The following is a 17,193-nucleotide window of genomic DNA, read 5'->3' on the forward strand; positions in this document are numbered from 1 at the left end:
TTTATTTTAACGGACGCCAAACCTAACGCTATAACCACTAGCTAAACCAAGTCTAGCGGGTATAATTAGCACAATTTTATTAAAGTTTATTACGTAAACTAGGAACGACATGAGTACGTTTGATATAAAAACCTTTCAAGGTCTAATTTTACAATTACAGGATTATTGGTCACGCCAAGGTTGTGTGATCATCCAGCCACTTGATTTAGAAGTTGGTGCTGGTACTTTTCACCCTATGACATTCTTACGAGCAATCGGCCCTGAGCCAATGAGCAGTGCATATGTCCAACCATGTCGTCGTCCTACAGATGGTCGTTACGGTGAAAACCCTAATCGCTTGCAACACTATTACCAATTTCAAGTGATGTTGAAGCCTTCACCAAAAAACATTCAAGAGCTCTACTTAAACTCGTTGAAAGAGCTTGGTATCGATCCATTGGTTCACGATATTCGCTTCGTTGAAGATAACTGGGAATCGCCAACGTTAGGTGCTTGGGGCCTAGGTTGGGAAATCTGGTTAAACGGCATGGAAATCACTCAGTTCACGTATTTCCAACAGGTAGGTGGCTTAGAGTGCGCGCCAGTTACTGGTGAAATCACGTATGGTCTAGAGCGTTTAGCTATGTATATTCAAAACGTTGATAGTATTTACGACTTAGTCTGGACTGATGGCCCTATGGGTAAAGTGTTATACGGTGATGTTTTCCATCAAAATGAAGTAGAGCAATCGACCTATAACTTTGAACACGCAGATGTACCAGCACTGTTTGAACAGTTCGACCACTGTGAAAAAGAAAGTCAAAAATTGATTGAGCACGGTTTACCGTTACCAGCATACGAGCAAGTAATGAAAGCATCACACGCTTTTAACTTATTGGATGCACGCCATGCTATTTCGGTGACAGAGCGCCAACGTTACATTCTTAGAGTAAGAGCTCTATCTAAAGCTTGTGCTGAGGCATACTATGAAGCGCGCGAGAAGCTGGGTTTCCCACTTTGCCAAAATGAACAGCAAACAACTAATAAGGAAGAGAAATAATGACAACACAAACCTTATTAATTGAGTTAGGCACGGAAGAGCTACCACCAAAGTCACTCAAAGAGCTTGCAGAAACGTTTTTAGCGCAAATTGAAGCTCAGTTAGGTAATGCCAACCTAGCCTATGAGAACGCTACCTGGTTTGCTTCTCCACGCCGTTTAGCAGTGAAAGTTACTCATCTTCAAGCAAAACAAGAAGACAAAGTTGTTGAAAAACGCGGTCCGTCTGTTTCTGTCGCCTTTGATGAAAATGGCGTAGCCAGCAAAGCAGCAGAAGGTTGGGCACGCTCAAATGGCATTACTGTTGATCAAGCTGAGCGATTATCAACAGATAAAGGCGAATGGTTACTACATAAAGCGACAGTGAAGGGCGAGTCGGTTGATGCACTTATTCCTGCTATGGTGAAACATGCAGTCGCTAAGCTACCAATTCCTAAGCCAATGCGTTGGGGTAGTAGCAGAACACAGTTTATTCGTCCTGCTCATACGTTGACCATTTTATTTGGCGACCAGGTTATCGCTGGTGAGGTATTAGATATCCATTCAGATCGCTTAAGCCAAGGTCACCGTTTCCATAGTGAAGGCTTAGTCTCTATCGATCACGCTGACAACTATGAAGCGATTCTAAAAGCGGCTTATGTCTTAGTTGATTATCAAGCTCGTCAAGAAATTATCAAAGCACAAATTGCCAAAGCTGCACAAGCGCTTGGTGGTGAAGCGTTAGTTGATCAAGATTTATTAGATGAAGTAACCGCGCTTGTAGAATGGCCAGTGACATTAGTCGGTGATTTTGATGAGAGCTTCTTAGAAGTGCCAGCTGAGCCGCTTATTTACTCAATGAAAGATCATCAAAAATATTTCCCGGTGATGGACACTAATGGCAAGCTGTTAAATAAATTTATTTTTGTTTCAAACATCGAAAGTAAAGACCCAGCACAAGTAATCGCTGGTAACGAAAAAGTTATCCGCCCGCGTTTAGCTGATGCTGAATTCTTCTTTAAAACTGATAAGAAACAAACGCTAGCGTCGCGTTTAACCAGTCTTGAATCAGTGTTGTTCCAAAAACAACTAGGCACATTGAAAGACAAGTCTGAGCGCATTGCGGCAATGAGCCAGTTTATCGCGAGCTTAATTCAGGAAAACACAGAACAAGCTTACCGTGCTGGTTTACTGAGTAAAGCCGACTTGATGACCGAGATGGTGTTAGAGTTCCCACAAGTACAGGGGACTATGGGTAAATACTACGCTTTACACGACGGTGAAGCCGCACCAATTGCTCAAGCATTAGAAGATCAATACCGTCCGCGTTTCGCTGGTGACAAACTCCCTGAAGGGAATATTGGTTGTGCGGTAGCGATTGCAGATAAAATTGATACGCTAGTTGGTATTTTTGGTATTAATCAAGCACCAAAGGGCGACAAAGACCCATTTGCACTTCGCCGTGCAGCGATTGGTTTAATTCGTATCATTATTGAGAAAGACTTAAACATCGACATCACTGCATTAATTGAGCACAGCGTTGCGTTATATGGTGATAAGTTAGTTAATGAAAACACATTATCAGATGTTAACGACTTCATCTTAGGTCGATACAGAGCTTTCTACCAAGAACAAAATATTAGTGTTGATATTATTCAAGCTGTTTTAGCTAAAGCGACAACAGCGCCACTTGATTTTGATAAGCGCGTTAAAGCAGTTACTCACTTTAAAGGCTTAGCTGAAGCTACAACACTGGCCGCTGCTAATAAGCGCGTAGGTAATATCTTAGCTAAATTCGACGGTCAATTACTCGATTCGGTTAATGCTGAACTAGCGAGTGAAGATGCTGAAAAAGCACTTATTGTTGCTGTAGCAAGCGTTGCTAAAGACATTGAACCTATGATTGAAGCAAAAGAATACCAAGGTGTACTGACAGCACTTGCACAGTTAAAAACACCGATTGATGCGTTCTTTGATGATGTGATGGTTATGGCTGATGATGAAGCCGTGAAGGTAAATCGTTTAACTTTACTTGCTCAAATTAGAGCCTTGTTCTTAAACGTTGCTGATATTTCATTATTGCAATAACAAAGACTAATCTAGAAAGTAAAAGGGAGTGCTATGCACTCCCTTTTTTGATCAGGTATTGAAACGGCTTGGTTTGCGTTTGTTGAGCGATAAGTTCATGCTCCATAAACCGACAAAAGCTTGGAACATCACGCGTTGTCGAGGGATCATCAGCGGTGATCAATAAGGTTTCACCAACAGCTATTTTTCGAATGTTTAACCTGATCATCATTACCGGTTCAGGACACCTAAGCCCAATCGCATCAAGTACATGATCTGCTGATTCAAATAGTTGTTGATTCATAAACGACTTACTCTTTTACTTGCCGGAAAGGCTCGCTAGTTTACGAAAATTCATCGAGAGATCAATCTTTGTCTTTAACTTGCAATACATAGCTATCAATTGCCAGCGGCATTAAGTGAGTTGTCTGCCAGTCTGTAGCTGATTTTTTGTTGTTAAACTGACCAATTAAGACCCGATTTAACTTACCATCCATTACGGTTACGAGCCTATCACTCGCTACCAAATTAGGATGGGCTTTTAGCTCTTTAACAAATGTCTCGGCATTGCTTGTTGTGACGAAAACACCTAACTGAATATACCAATTATGAGTCGAGTCCACGCGCTGTTCAATTGAATCTGTTTCGTTAACATCGGCTTGTTCATTCAGGGTATTTGATTCAGCGCTAGCTAACGAAGTAGTCATCTCGATTGGTGTTTTAGCTGCCGGTGGTATCTTGTTATTGTCAACACCTGAAACTGCTTGAATACTTGAATTGACGGTTTTTGTCTTGTTGCGACTCTGGCCGAAGCTAAACGTTAAGCCTAAATTCAGGCTATGCATATCTTTATAGGCTTGGTTACTAAACTGGCTTTGATGTTTTAAGGTTATAGCGAGGTTGTTTGATACCGCGAAGTTAAAGCCCAAACCCAAATAGGGCAGCGTGCTTTTGTCAGATAAGAAAGCTTGGTTCGAACTATCTGTTACATACATAGCACCAACCGAAGCAAATGAAGCAAACCGCTCATTGACCTGTTTTTGCATAGTAGCACCAAAATAAAGCGAATCGAATTCACCAACTAGCAGGGCGTCATTAGTGTATTTTTCTAGCTCACCTGAATGATCAAAACCCATTTGCACAGCAAAGTTAGGTCGAAAAAAGTATTGATAACCGGCATTAAAGCCAACGTCTTGAGCTGATTGGTAGTCGTAACTCGACAGCAAGTAAACTTGATGCTTCTCGGCATAGCTAAGATGAGAAATCAAAAACAAACTTAGTGAGACAATGAGAGTTTTCATGAGGGCATAACACGTCAATATTATTTTTATTATTGCCAATCATCTTACCAGTATGACAAAGCGCGATAAAGTCTAAAGCGATATTGCACACTTAGGCGGCGATCTGCATAATGAATATTGATTGTCCATCAACAAATAATAGCAGGACAAGCTAGTTAATTGCCGAGTGATTTTCATGCCCAACGTTAATTTTTTTTCCAAGCTTTTAATTCCAATCGCTCTCATTACCACGACTTTAATGAGCTACTCAAGTGACGCGGCTAAACAAGATAATCAATATTACCGCGATCTGTTCAAGCAAGCTGAGCGCCTAACACATCGTGCTCAAAGCGCAGAGTATAAAGCGCTGTATCAGCAACTTCACTTTTATCCGTTACAACCTTATCTTGATCAACAGCGTTTGATCAAAACAATGCATATTAACAATGCCAATAATATCAATGAGTTTTTAGCGCGTTATCAAGGCACACCACTTGATTGGCCATTGAGAAAGCAGTGGCTTACCTATCTGGCTAAAAAGAACTATCCATCCCTTTTTATTGATGCGTTTAAGCTAAATAGCGATGCAAAACTGATGTGTTACATGTACAAAGCACAGCTTAAAACCGGTGTCCCTGCACAAGAGGTGTTACCTTTGGTTACCGATTTGTGGGTAGTAGGGAAGTCGCAACCCAAAGAATGTGATTCCCTATTTGAGCAGTGGCAGCAGGCTGGCTATCGCACACAAGAAGTGATTTGGCAGCGCTTAACAAAAGCAGCTGATGGCGGTAATCACACCATGATCCCGTATATCACTGGCTTATTAGAGCCAGAACAACAATATTTAGGGAAACTTTGGCATAGCGTTAGAAGAAATCCAAGCTATGTGACAAATCTTAATCGTTTCCCACAACAAAGTGTTAGGGAAACACAAATTCTTACTTATGGTTTAAATCGTTTGGTTTGGCGTAACCAAGATCTCGCAATCAAGGTTTACCGCGAAGCCAAAGATTTATTTCCATTTTCTACCGAGCAACATCAGTTAATTGAACAAAAATTTGCTTTAGCCTTAGCCAGTAAAGGTCATCAATCTGCCAAACAGTGGTTGGTAAAAGTCGATGACTCATTGCAATCAGGCCAAGTTATTCAGTGGCGTATTTCACAAATGTTACGCGATGACAACTGGCAAAGTATCAATCAACAACTCGCCCAGTTTCCAGAGCATGTTAAAGAAACATTGCAGTGGAAATATTGGTACGCCAGAAGTTTGATAGAAACTGAGCAAAGCCAAAGCGGCAATCAACTACTAACAGAATTAGCTAAGGAACGTCATTACTACGGATTTTTAGCCGCTAGCCATTTATCTCAAGATATTGTGCTCAATGATCAACCTTTAGTGATTTCTGTGCAAGAAAGGCAATCGATATTACAAAGCGATAGCGCTAAAAGAGCATTTGAACTGTTTTATTTAGGTCGACCCACGATGGCTCGCAAAGAATGGAACCACTGGCGTAAATCGCTAACAAAACGCGAGCGATTGGTTGCTGCCAAAGTGGCGAATGAAGCAGGGTGGTACGACCGAGCGATATTTACCTTGGCCTACGAAGGTTACTTGAATGATGTTGATTTACGCTTCCCATTAGCTTATCAAGAAACCATAGTGAAACAGGCGACTAAAAATCAGATCTCGCCGCCCTGGGCATTTGCCATCGCAAGGCGAGAAAGTTCCTTTATGCCAGATGCACACTCTGGCGCAGGTGCTCGCGGTGTGATGCAAATCATGCCCGCAACGGCGCGCCATGTTGCTAGGCGACCGGTTTCAACTCGTAAACTAAACGATCCTGAACAGAATATTGCTTTAGGTACTAAGTATTTAAAACAGTTACTTGATAAACACAATCAAAACCAAATTCTTGCTACGGCAGCATACAATGCCGGTAGTTCAAGAGTTAATCGCTGGTTAAAAGAAACGCCAACGCTAGCCGCTGATATTTGGATTGAAACCATCCCGTTTAAAGAGACGAGAGAATACGTTAAAAGCGTGATGGCCTATCAACAAATTTATCGAGAAAAAACTAATCAAAAAGAATCGTTGTTCGCCATGTTAATTGCGATGGAAATCTAGCTCAATGCTAAGCATACTGGTACTATTGCTGCTTATTACAACAGACTTATATGGTAGGGCTTATGTCTAAGTTACAAACTCTATATCCAAATCACGTTAACATTATGCAGGAGCGCACGGCAAAAGTATTAGAACGTGAGAATTTAGATGGTTTAGTGATCCACTCTGGCCAAGAAATAAAAGTATTTTTAGATGACTACGGTTACCCTTTTAAGGTTAATCCACATTTTAAAGTGTGGTTACCGCTCGTTGATATTCCAAACTCATGGTTAATCGTAAATGGTAAAGACAAACCAACCCTTATTTACTATCAACCGGTTGATTTCTGGCATAAAGTTATCCCGCTAACAGAAAGTTACTGGAATGAGTTTTTTGATATTAAAGTGCTTACCAAGGCGACTGAAGTTGATAAGTTGTTACCTTATGACAAAGCTGGTTATGCTTACATAGGTGCGCATATTGAAGTAGCGCAAGCACTAGGTTTTGACAACTTAAACCCTGAGCCGGTATTAAATTACTTACACTATCATCGCGCTTACAAAACAACGTACGAGCAAGAGTGTATGCGCAATTCAAATAAAATTGCGGTAGCAGGTCACAAGGCGGCGAAAGCGGCGTTTATGGCCGGCAAGTCGGAATTTGATATTCAGCAAGCCTATTTAAAAGCGACTAACCATACCGCTAATGAAACCCCGTATGGCAATATTGTCGCATTAAATGAAAACACCGCGATTTTGCATTACACCGCACTTGAATTAACTACGCCAAATCCACTGCGCTCATTCTTAATTGATGCCGGTGCCCAGTTTAATGGTTATGCCTCTGACATTACCCGTACTTATGCCTATGAGCAAAATGAATTTGCCGACATGATCAAGCGAATGGACCAACTGATGCTTAAGTCTTGTGATGGTTTGCGCCCAGGTAAAAGTTATGTTGATTTACATATTGAAACTTACCGTGATATTGGCAACGTACTTAACGAATTTAATATTATTAATGTTGATGCAGATACCGCAGCAGAGGCAGGGATCATCTCTACTTTCTTCCCACACGGTTTAGGTCATCACTTAGGGTTACAAACCCACGATGTTGGCGGCTTTATGGCCGATGAACGTGGTACCCATATTAATTCGCCAGAAAATCACCCGTTTTTACGTACTTCGCGTGTGATCGAAGCGAACCAAGTGTTTACCATTGAACCAGGTTTATACTTTATTGACTCTTTGCTAGCGGATCTAAAAGCTTCACAACACAAAGATATGGTTAACTGGCAACAAGTCGAAGCCCTAAAACCATTTGGTGGTATTCGCATCGAAGACAATATCATTGTTCACCAGTCGTCAAATGAAAATATGACGAGAGACTTAGATCTTGATTAATTAACCTGAATTCAGGTTCACAAGATGAACAACTCGACATACGAAGTTGCGATTAACGAGGTTGAATTAGAAACAGTCGTTAATCGCAGTCGTTTTATCTGCTACCTTTTTCCGTGTACTTCACCAACTGAATTTAAAGTTCGGCTCAGTGCTTGTCAGCACGAGCACCCCAATGCTTCACATCACTGTTATGCTTTTTTGCTAGGCTCGCCAACCGATAGCCAAAACTATGGTTTTTCTGATGATGGCGAACCTTCGGGAACAGCCGGGCGGCCAATGTTGGCTAGCTTGCAAGGTGGAGGTGTTGGCGAGGTTGCAGCAATTGTTGTACGCTATTTTGGTGGCACTAAGCTCGGCACGGGTGGCTTATCGCGAGCTTATAGTCTAAGTGTCAGAAATGCATTAGAAAAATTGAAAAGCAAGACTAAAATACCTATGGTACAACGTCAGCTGACGTGTCAATATACACAAGTTAATGATGTTTTTTACTTACTAGAGCAACATCAAGGCCAGTTAATTGAGCAGCATTTCGATGAGCATGTTAATTTAACTATCGAGCTGCCATTAGCCCAAGTCGATAGGTTTACTAACCAGTTAGAAACAATGTCGTCGGGTAAGTTGGTATTAACATCAGAAGAAGAATAATCATTGGTTGGATACCGATAAAGCCGTGCAATATAGAAATATCATTCGAATTTTAGGGTTATTGGTAACCTTACTTAGTGGCACTATGTTGCCACCCGCAATCGTCTCGGCAATATATCGAGATGGTGGTGGTGTGCCATTCTTACTCTCATTTGTCTTTTGTTTGGCTGCGGGTTTTCTTACATGGTATCCCAACCGCAATCAAAAAGGCGATTTAAGAGCGCGTGAAGGCTTTTTAATTGTTGTTCTCTTTTGGACGGTATTGGCGAGCTTCTCGGCGATACCTTTAATGCTAATAGAAGAGCCAAGTCTGTCGATAACTGATGCGTTTTTTGAGTCTTTTTCAGGTTTAACAACGACAGGTGCAACAGTCTTAACTGGCCTTGATAGTATGTCGCACGCGATCTTATTTTATCGCCAGCAATTGCAATGGCTTGGTGGTATGGGGATCATCGTTTTAGCAGTTGCTGTTCTACCCATGTTAGGTATTGGTGGTATGCAATTATACCGCGCCGAAACACCGGGTCCGGTAAAAGATTCTAAAATGACGCCTCGCATTGCCGATACGGCAAAGCACCTTTGGTATATTTACCTCTCGCTAACCATTTTATGTGGATTAGCGTATTGGTTAGCGGGGATGTCGGTATTTGATGCGATTTGTCATGCTTTCTCAACCATTGCTATCGGTGGCTTCTCAACCCATGACGCCAGTATGGGCTATTTCAATAGTCCGGTGATTAACTTGGTGTGTGTGGTCTTTTTAATTATTGCTGGCGTTAACTTTGCGCTACATTATGCGGCAGTACAAAATCGCTCCTTTAAAAGCTATATTCACGACCCAGAGTTTAAAGTGTTTATTTCTATTCAAGTGGTGTTAACGCTAGTTTGTTTTATGGTGTTAATGGCTGAGGGTACTTATAGTGATGCCGATAGAGCACTTGATCAGGCGCTTTTCCAATCTGTGTCGATTAGTACCACTGCGGGTTTTGCTACGACCTCGTTTGCCGATTGGCCCACACTTTTACCTATCTTGTTGATTTTTTCTAGCTTTATCGGTGGTTGTGCGGGAAGTACTGGTGGCGGTATGAAAGTTATTCGCGTGTTTTTGTTATATCTTCAAGGGATACGCGAGTTAAATAAACTGGTCCATCCAAAAGCTATTTTCACCATTAAATTGGGTCAAAAAGCATTACCACCTAGAGTGATAGAAGCGGTTTGGGGGTTTTTCTCGGCATATGCCGCGGTATTTGTTATTTGTATGTTGTTACTTATTGCCAGTGGTATTGATGATATCACCGCGTTTACCGCTGTCGCCGCATGTTTAAATAACTTAGGCCCAGGGCTAGGTGAGGTTGCCGCTAACTTTGCGAATATCAATGACTTTAGCAAGTGGGTATTGATTGTCGCGATGTTATTCGGTCGTCTTGAAATATTTACGTTATTAGTCTTATTCACGCCCGCATTTTGGCGTTCGTAATCACGCTTTCACAACAAAAAGCCCAACATATGTTGGGCTTTTTGTTGTGTATTAGAAGTATATCGCGCCGACTTGGAATAGCTTTTCAACCTCAGTGATGTACTTCTTGTTCACTAAGAAAATAATGACGTGATCTTCTTCTTGGATGACCGTATTTGAGTGAGCAATTAGCACTTCATCACCGCGAACGATGGCACCAATCGACGCACCCGGTGGGAGTTTTAGTGATTTAATGGTTCTGCCAACAACTTTAGAGGCGCTTTCATCGCCTTTGGCTACGATTTCGATAGCTTCCGCCGCGCCACCACGCAACGAGTACACGTTGTCTATCGAGCCTTTGCGAATACGGGTTAATAGCGCGGATATCGTCGCGTGTTGAGGTGATATTGCAATATCAATGTTACTGCCGTGCACTAAGTTGACGTAGGCGTCGCGTTGGATAAGTACCATGGTTTTGCGCACACCCAAGTGCTTAGCCAATAGTGACGACATTATATTGGCTTCGTCGTCATTGGTTACTGCAATAAAGACATCAAATTGGTCAATATGCTCTTCAACAAGCAATTCTTGATCTGATGAATCGCCGGTAAAAACAACCGTGTTTTTTAATTCAGAGGCCAATTGATTAGCGCGCTCAACATTGTGCTCAATCAGTTTTACTTGATGGTTTTCCTCTAAAATACTGGCAAGGCCGGCACCAATGTTACCACCGCCAGCGATCATAATGCGTTTATAAGCAGGCTCGAGCTTTTGTAGCTCGTTCATCACGGCGCGTATGTGTTTAGTTGCGGCGATAAAGAATACTTCATCATCTGCTTCTATCACTGTTGTGCCAAGCGGGCGAATAGGTTTGCCGCGACGATATATCGCCGCTACTCGGGTATCGACGTTAGGAATGTGTTCACGCAAAGTTGACAGGGCATGACCAACAAGTAAACCGCCGTAGTAGGCTTTAACAGCAACCAAACTCACTTTACCGCCAGCAAATTCTAAAACCTGTAGGGCGCCGGGATAATCAATCAAGCGAGCGATATCGCGGGTCACTAATTGCTCAGGGGCAATGATGTGATCAATCGGAATATGTTGGTTGTGGAACAATTCATCGCGATATTTCAGGATTTGCTCAGAGCGAATACGAGCGATTTTCTTGGTGGTACCAAAGAGTGAATAACTAATTTGGCAAGCGATCATATTTGTGGCATCGTCACTGGTTACCGCTATTAGCATATCGGCATCTTCTGCGCCGGCTTGTTTCAACACCTCTGGATGACTACCTGCACCCGCGATAACTTGTAAATCTAGCTTGTCTTGTAACTCGCGCAACTTATCTTGGTCGATATCGATTAGGGTAATATCGTTTTGTTCACCAACGAGTTTTTCTGCGAGTGTGCCACCAACTTGTCCGGCACCTATAATTATTATTTTCATTCAGTGTTCCGCTTAGCAGCGAGTTAGTTATTTTTGATCAGTTTGGCGTAATAAAAGCCGTCCATCGCCTGTTCGTCAGGGAGTATTTGCCAGCCAATATCGTCAGGGTTATCTGTTATTGGTACTAGGCTTGCCTCTGGCGTATTTGCTAAAAAGTGCGCTATTTGCGCTTTGTTTTCTTCTGGTAATACGCTACAGGTAGCATATAGCAAGGTACCACCTGGTTTTAGCATCTGCCATATATTTTGCAAAATTTCTTGCTGTACTTTAGCTAATGCATCGATATCGTCGGCTTTTCTCAACCATTTGATATCAGGATGACGCCTAATGACCCCGGTTGCCGAACACGGCGCGTCTAATAAAATTCGATCAAAGCGCTCACCGTTCCACCAATCACTTGTAGTTGCATCGGCGCTGACAAGCTTAGCGTTAAGATTTAGCCGAGTTAAGTTTTCTTGGACACGAGCTAAGCGTTTATCTTCAATATCGATAGCCGTCATCAGGCAATCAGGCGTCAGTTCTAATACATGACAAGTTTTACCACCGGGGGCCGAGCAACAATCCAAAACACTATCACCAGCTTTTGCTTCAAGTAACCAACCAGCTTGCTGAGCCGCACCGTCTTGCACAGAGACATGGCCTTGCTCAAAGCCGGGCAATTTGCTGACATCAACTGCACTTTTCAATAATATTGTCGGTGCAAGTGTTTGCTCAACCGTGTGTTCAATACCTTCTTGAGTTAATAACTTGCTGTAATCGGTAACACTGTGATGTTGCTCGTTAACCCGCAACCACATTGGTGGTTTAGCTTGGTTTGCTTGTAAAATGGTCTGCCATTTTTCTGGGTAGGCCGCTTTAAGTTTGTTGATAAACCAACTTGGGTGATTGTATTTTACTGGCTCAGGTAAGTTTTCTAACGAGCTCTCGTTTTGCCTTAAAAAGTTGCGCAAAACCGCGTTAATCATCCCTTTTAAATGAAATTGCTTAAGTGGTTTAGCTGCTGAAACCGTTTCGTTAAGTGCTGCGTGATCGGGAATGCGCATGTACTTTAATTGATAAATTCCCACGAGTAACAGAAAATGAGCAACGCGCTGTTTACCTTTTAATGGTTTATCCACCAGATCGCGGACGCTGTATTCAAGTTCTGGTAAGTAACGAACAACGCCGTAACAAATTTCCTGTAATAGGGCTGAATCTTTATCTGCTGCCTGTGCTTGCGCTAGTGGCAACTCTTCTGACAGGCTACGACCTTTATCAACCACGTTAAATACGCATTTAGCAGCGAGTGCGCGTACATTTTTACTCATTGGCTTTGTTACTCATTCACTAGGCTAGTGATTGTCGAGCCGACCTCGAACCAATGGCCACGAGCATTTAAAATATCAGCAACAGCTAACGGCTTTTTGCCCGGTATTTGCAATGATTCAAGTGATAGGGCACCACGACCTGTAGCGACAACAATGCCTTTTTTGTCTGCGGATAAAATAGTGCCCGGCGCTTGATCATGATCGAGGCTTTGCGTGCTTGCTTGCCAAATGCGAATGCGCTGAGCTTGCTGTTTTTCATCGATTAAGGTGAATTGTGCTACTGGCCAAGGGATATAAGCGCGAATTTTTCGATCGAGCACATCGGCTGGTAGTGTCCAATCAAGTTCAGCTTCGGCTTTATCGAGCTTGGCAGCGTAATTTGCCAAGCTGTCGTCTTGTTTCTCTGCTGTATGTTGACCGTTAGCCATTAACTCAAGAGTTTCTATCAGTGCTTTTGGACCTAACTCGGCTAATTTTTCATAAAGGGTTGCGCTGGTGTCATGGTCGGTAATATCACAAAAGGCTTTTAAGAGCATATCGCCCGTGTCTAAGCCTTTGTCCATTTGCATAATGGTAACACCGGTTTGGCTATCTCCGGCTTCAAGTGAACGCTGAATGGGGGCTGCGCCACGCCACCTAGGTAAAATTGAGCCGTGAACGTTAATACAGCCTAATCTTGGCGTATTTAAAATAATTTCAGGTAACAATAAGCCGTAAGCTACTACGACCATAACGTCGGCTTGGTAGGAAGCTAATTGCTCTTGGTCAGTGACATCTTTGAAATTAACCGGTTGCTCTACGGTTAAGTTGTGATCGAGTGCTAATTGTTTGGTTGCACAGGGTGTAAGTTTTTTACCTCGGCCTGAGGGTTTATCAGGTGGGCAATAGACCGCGACGATGTTGTGAGGAGAGTCGATTAACGCCTGTAAATGCTGAGCAGCAAAATCAGGCGTACCTGCAAAGATGATATTTAACGGTTGAGACAAAAGCGTTTCCTACTGTCGTGAGTTGTCTTTATGCCTTGGCAAGGCGTGCTTCTTTTTCAAGTTTGGTTTGAATGCGTTTGCGTTTAAGTGGCGATAAGTAATCGACAAATAAAATACCTGCTAAATGGTCGAGCTCGTGCTGAATACAAATGCTCAGTAGTTCATCGCCGTCTAAGGTAAACTCTTTACCATCGCGATCTAATGCCTTAACCGTAACATGTTCATGGCGAGTGACTTTTGCGTAGCAACCAGGTACAGATAAACAGCCTTCTTCGTTGATAAAGGTTTCGTCGCTTTTGGCGACGATTTCTGGGTTGATTAGCACGATAGGCTCGTTGCCCTCGTCAGACACATCCATTACCACAATGCGCTTGTGAATGTTAACTTGGGTAGCGGCTAAACCCACACCTTTTTCGTCGTACATGGTATCAAGCATGTCATCGACAATTTTTATAATTTCATCGTTTACTTCAGCAACTTCTGCTGCTTTGGTTCTTAATCTTTCGTCTGGGAATCTAAGTACGTTTAAAATAGCCATAATTTTTCAAAATAATTAGCAATATTAATAGGGATGTCGATTATATTTGTTAGTTTAACCCCAAGGAAAAACAAAACGGCAAATCTCGACATGCTCTAGCTAGAATGTTATGTTTCAATTTTAGCCATTAAATGCAATTAATCATAGTGGTTATTGAATAACAGGCAGGGTAGCATGTTAAAAAAAATAATATTAACAACAATTAGCTTTCTTTTACCTTTGGTCGTACTGGCTGATCAACTGACGCTAAAAGAAAATGCGCCAAAAACTTATATCGTTAAAAAAGGCGATACCTTGTGGGACATCTCAGGGATTTTCCTCAATCAACCTTGGCTTTGGCCTAAACTGTGGCGTTTAAACCCTGAGATCAATAACCCACATTTGATTTACCCCGGTGATGAACTTCGCTTAGTTTTCGATGAGCAAGGTCAACCGATGCTCGTCAAAGGTAAACCCGAACTAAAGTGGACACCAAAAGTTCGCACTCAGTTAAAAGATTTAAACCCAGTAGAAACCCTGCCACTCAATATTATTGAGCCTTATATTCAATATGCAAGCGTATTTGATAAAGCAAGTTTAGATAACATGCCTTATGTCTTGGGCAGTGATGAAGGTTATAAGTCGAGTGTTGATGGCTTCTACTTGTATATCAAAGGCAATTTAACCCTTGGCCAAAGTTATGCGGTGTACCAAAAAGGTGATGCTATTATTGATCCTCAATCCCAAGAAGTATTGGGTCATCACACCGTTTTAGTGGGCACAGGTAAAACGTTACGAGAAGGGGATATTGATAATAATATTCCAGCCACCTTGTATTTAGACGGAATTAAACGCGAAGTGCGCTCTGGTGATGTCGTGCTGCCGGTTCACCAAGATCAGCAATTACCATCATATTATACAATGCAATCTGCGAGCTCAGATTTATCGGGTGCTATCATTCATTCTGCATCAGGGGTCCGCGAGTTTGGTAAGCTTGAGGTGGTGATGATTAACTTAGGTGAAAGTCAGGGCGTAAAATTAGGTGACGTATTTAGTATTGGCCGTGTCAGCCCTGGTGTTGTAGAAACCAAGCAAGGCCCTGTTTATACTCAGGATGCGTCGCGTTGGCATCGCATGGCTAATAAAGCACAGTCTGACTACAATATGCCGACAGAAACGTTTGGACAAATGATGGTGTTCAAGCTTTATGATAAAACAGCAATGGCACTGATTTTAAATTCAACTAAGCCGATTAGGCTATCTGATATAGTAAAAGCCCCATAGATTAAGTAGTACTAAAGGCTATCTCTTAAGGAGGAGAGGTGGCTAAGTCAAACATCCATTATTGGCTCGCGGTACATTTAATACCGCGTTTAAGCCTCAGGAAAAAACGTCAACTTGTCGAGCAAATAGGTTTAACCACCTTGTTCGAGCATTCGCCCGCGTTGTCGGTATTACCATTAACTGAACGCCAACGCCTTGCGTTATTAACCCCCAATTGGTCTGAAATAGATCGCATAATAGCTGACGCCCAAGCCGCAGGTGCTGTAATTATTGGTTTTGATGACGCTCGTTATCCTTCGCAATTAAAACAAATTTATGATCCACCCTTAGTGTTGTTTGCTCGCGGAAATACGGATTTGTTACAAAAAACACAGTTGGCGATTGTCGGTAGTCGCAATTGTACGATTAACGGCCGAGAAATCGCTTATCAGTTTGCCGAAAAGCTCGCAAGCTATGATCTGGTGATCACAAGTGGCTTGGCATTAGGCATTGATGCGTTCGCTCATCAAGGGGCATTAGCTAGTTCGGGCAATACCATTGCAGTAACTGCCACTGGCATCGATATAACTTATCCGGCTCGTCATAGGCAGTTAGTGAACGATATTGTCGTTAAGGGCGGTCTTATTCTTAGTGAATTTTTACCAAAAACGGTCGCCAAAAAAGGTCATTTTCCTCGTCGCAACCGTATTATTAGTGGATTAGCACAAGGGGTTTTGGTGGTTGAAGCGAAAATTAAGAGTGGCTCGTTAATTACGGCAAAAATGGCACTAGAGCAAAATAGAGACGTTTTTGCTGTACCGGGCAGTATTTGCAATGAAATGGCGAGTGGTTGTCATGCGCTTATCAAACAAGGTGCTAAACTTGTAACTGAAGTGGCCGATATAATGAATGAGTTGGCCATTGAATTTCCTGAGGTAAATACTAAAGAAGATCACGCAAGTAAAAAGGAATGTGAAAAAACCAACGATCAAGGCTTGTTAAACGATGCATTGTTAGCTAGTGTGGGAGATGAAATAACACCAATTGATGTTGTTGTTTCTCGAACGCAACTTCCCATAGAGGAAGTGTTAAGTCGACTAACAGTTCTTGAGCTTAGAGGTCTGGTAGCTGCTGTACCAGGAGGCTACTTGAAGTTAACTAGGGGGTAGTGATGTTTGACATTCTAATGTACCTTTTTGAAAACTATATTCACTCCGAAGCAGAAGTAATGGTCGATAACGACACATTAACTGATGAGTTAAGAGGGGCTGGTTTTCACCAAGATGAAATATATAAAGCGCTAAAATGGCTTGAACAGCTTGCTGCTTTGCAAGATGCAGAAGCGTACCCATGTTTAACTAAAATCAATAACCACTCCGTAAGAGTCTATACGGCTGAAGAAATGCAGCTATTAGATACGCAATGTCGTGGTTTCTTATTGTTCTTAGAGCAAGTTAACGTGCTTGATTTTACCATGCGTGAGCTTGTTATCGATAGAGTCATGGAGCTCGATACCAAAGAATTCACTTTAGACGATTTAAAGTGGGTTATTCTTATGGTGTTGTTTAACGTACCGGGCAAGGAATCAGCGTATTCTCAACTCGAAGACTTAATTTTTGATGAAGTCCCTGATGGCCCTTTACATTAATACAATCTAGCAATAGTTATTTAGCGATACTTTGTGACATAATTGGCTTAT

15 protein-coding genes are annotated in these 17,193 nt (G+C 42.2%); 9 read left to right on the forward strand and 6 right to left on the reverse strand.

The window, feature by feature from the left end:
• Positions 1–109: 109 nt before the first annotated feature.
• Both glyQ and glyS read left to right on the forward strand, forming a co-directional pair.
• The gene (glyQ, locus tag LP316_RS03555) at positions 110–1,039 is read left to right on the forward strand and encodes a glycine--tRNA ligase subunit alpha (RefSeq protein ID WP_193022718.1); all 930 of its coding nucleotides are present in this window, start codon (positions 110–112) and stop codon (positions 1,037–1,039) included.
• The gene (gene glyS / locus LP316_RS03560; protein ID WP_193022719.1) at positions 1,039–3,105 is read left to right on the forward strand and encodes a glycine--tRNA ligase subunit beta; all 2,067 of its coding nucleotides are present in this window, start codon (positions 1,039–1,041) and stop codon (positions 3,103–3,105) included. The genes glyQ and glyS overlap by 1 nt, the downstream gene beginning before the upstream one ends.
• 31 nt (positions 3,106–3,136) lie before the next feature.
• Here glyS and tusA read toward each other — a convergent pair whose 3' ends face one another.
• Complete coding sequence (tusA, locus tag LP316_RS03565) at positions 3,137–3,388, reverse strand: sulfurtransferase TusA (protein WP_193022720.1); 252 nt, start codon at positions 3,386–3,388, stop codon at positions 3,137–3,139.
• 61 nt (positions 3,389–3,449) lie between these two features.
• Positions 3,450–4,385 (reverse strand): SPOR domain-containing protein, encoded by a 936-nt coding sequence (locus LP316_RS03570; protein WP_193022721.1) that lies wholly within the window; start codon positions 4,383–4,385, stop codon positions 3,450–3,452.
• A 238-nt stretch (positions 4,386–4,623) separates the two neighbouring features.
• Here LP316_RS03570 and LP316_RS03575 point away from each other — a divergent pair, with 238 nt between their 5' ends.
• From LP316_RS03575 to LP316_RS03590, 4 genes are all read left to right on the forward strand, one after another.
• On the forward strand, positions 4,624–6,489 hold the full coding sequence (locus LP316_RS03575; RefSeq protein WP_193022722.1) for a transglycosylase SLT domain-containing protein: 1,866 nt from the start codon (positions 4,624–4,626) through the stop codon (positions 6,487–6,489).
• Positions 6,490–6,551: 62 nt separating this feature from the next.
• Positions 6,552–7,871, forward strand: coding sequence for a Xaa-Pro dipeptidase (gene pepQ, locus LP316_RS03580; protein WP_193022723.1), 1,320 nt, complete (start codon positions 6,552–6,554; stop codon positions 7,869–7,871).
• A 24-nt stretch (positions 7,872–7,895) separates the two neighbouring features.
• The gene (locus tag LP316_RS03585) at positions 7,896–8,516 is read left to right on the forward strand and encodes a YigZ family protein (protein ID WP_193022724.1); all 621 of its coding nucleotides are present in this window, start codon (positions 7,896–7,898) and stop codon (positions 8,514–8,516) included.
• A 25-nt stretch (positions 8,517–8,541) separates the two neighbouring features.
• Entirely contained in the window at positions 8,542–9,993 is a 1,452-nt protein-coding gene (locus LP316_RS03590; protein WP_193022725.1) for a TrkH family potassium uptake protein, read from the forward strand.
• 51 nt (positions 9,994–10,044) lie between these two features.
• Here the strand turns inward: LP316_RS03590 and trkA are convergent, their stop codons facing one another.
• The 4 genes from trkA to def are packed head-to-tail and all read right to left on the reverse strand — an operon-like array spanning position 10,045 to position 14,252.
• On the reverse strand, positions 10,045–11,421 hold the full coding sequence (gene trkA, locus LP316_RS03595) for a Trk system potassium transporter TrkA (RefSeq protein ID WP_193022726.1): 1,377 nt from the start codon (positions 11,419–11,421) through the stop codon (positions 10,045–10,047).
• Positions 11,422–11,444: 23 nt separating this feature from the next.
• Positions 11,445–12,728, reverse strand: coding sequence for a 16S rRNA (cytosine(967)-C(5))-methyltransferase RsmB (gene rsmB / locus LP316_RS03600; RefSeq protein WP_193022727.1), 1,284 nt, complete (start codon positions 12,726–12,728; stop codon positions 11,445–11,447).
• Positions 12,729–12,736: 8 nt separating this feature from the next.
• A complete protein-coding gene (fmt, locus tag LP316_RS03605; protein WP_193022728.1) occupies positions 12,737–13,714 on the reverse strand; it encodes a methionyl-tRNA formyltransferase in 978 nt (325 codons plus the stop codon).
• A 28-nt stretch (positions 13,715–13,742) separates the two neighbouring features.
• The gene (gene def / locus LP316_RS03610) at positions 13,743–14,252 is read right to left on the reverse strand and encodes a peptide deformylase (RefSeq protein WP_193022729.1); all 510 of its coding nucleotides are present in this window, start codon (positions 14,250–14,252) and stop codon (positions 13,743–13,745) included.
• Between the two features lie 174 nt (positions 14,253–14,426).
• Here def and LP316_RS03615 point away from each other — a divergent pair, with 174 nt between their 5' ends.
• From LP316_RS03615 to LP316_RS03625, 3 genes are read left to right on the forward strand one after another with little or no spacing between them, the layout of a single operon-like run.
• Positions 14,427–15,515, forward strand: a complete 1,089-nt coding sequence (locus LP316_RS03615) for a LysM peptidoglycan-binding domain-containing protein (RefSeq protein WP_193022730.1) — start codon at positions 14,427–14,429, stop codon at positions 15,513–15,515.
• A gap of 38 nt (positions 15,516–15,553) precedes the next feature.
• Positions 15,554–16,663, forward strand: a complete 1,110-nt coding sequence (gene dprA, locus LP316_RS03620) for a DNA-processing protein DprA (protein ID WP_193022731.1) — start codon at positions 15,554–15,556, stop codon at positions 16,661–16,663.
• Positions 16,664–16,665: 2 nt separating this feature from the next.
• Positions 16,666–17,142 carry a DUF494 family protein gene (locus LP316_RS03625; protein ID WP_193022732.1) on the forward strand — a complete coding sequence of 159 codons (477 nt, stop codon included), beginning with the start codon at positions 16,666–16,668 and terminating at the stop codon, positions 17,140–17,142.
• The last annotated feature ends 51 nt before the right edge of the window (positions 17,143–17,193 follow it).

Origin of the sequence: Thalassotalea sp. LPB0316, from assembly GCF_014898095.1 — a bacterium.
GTDB lineage: Bacteria > Pseudomonadota > Gammaproteobacteria > Enterobacterales > Alteromonadaceae > Thalassotalea_G.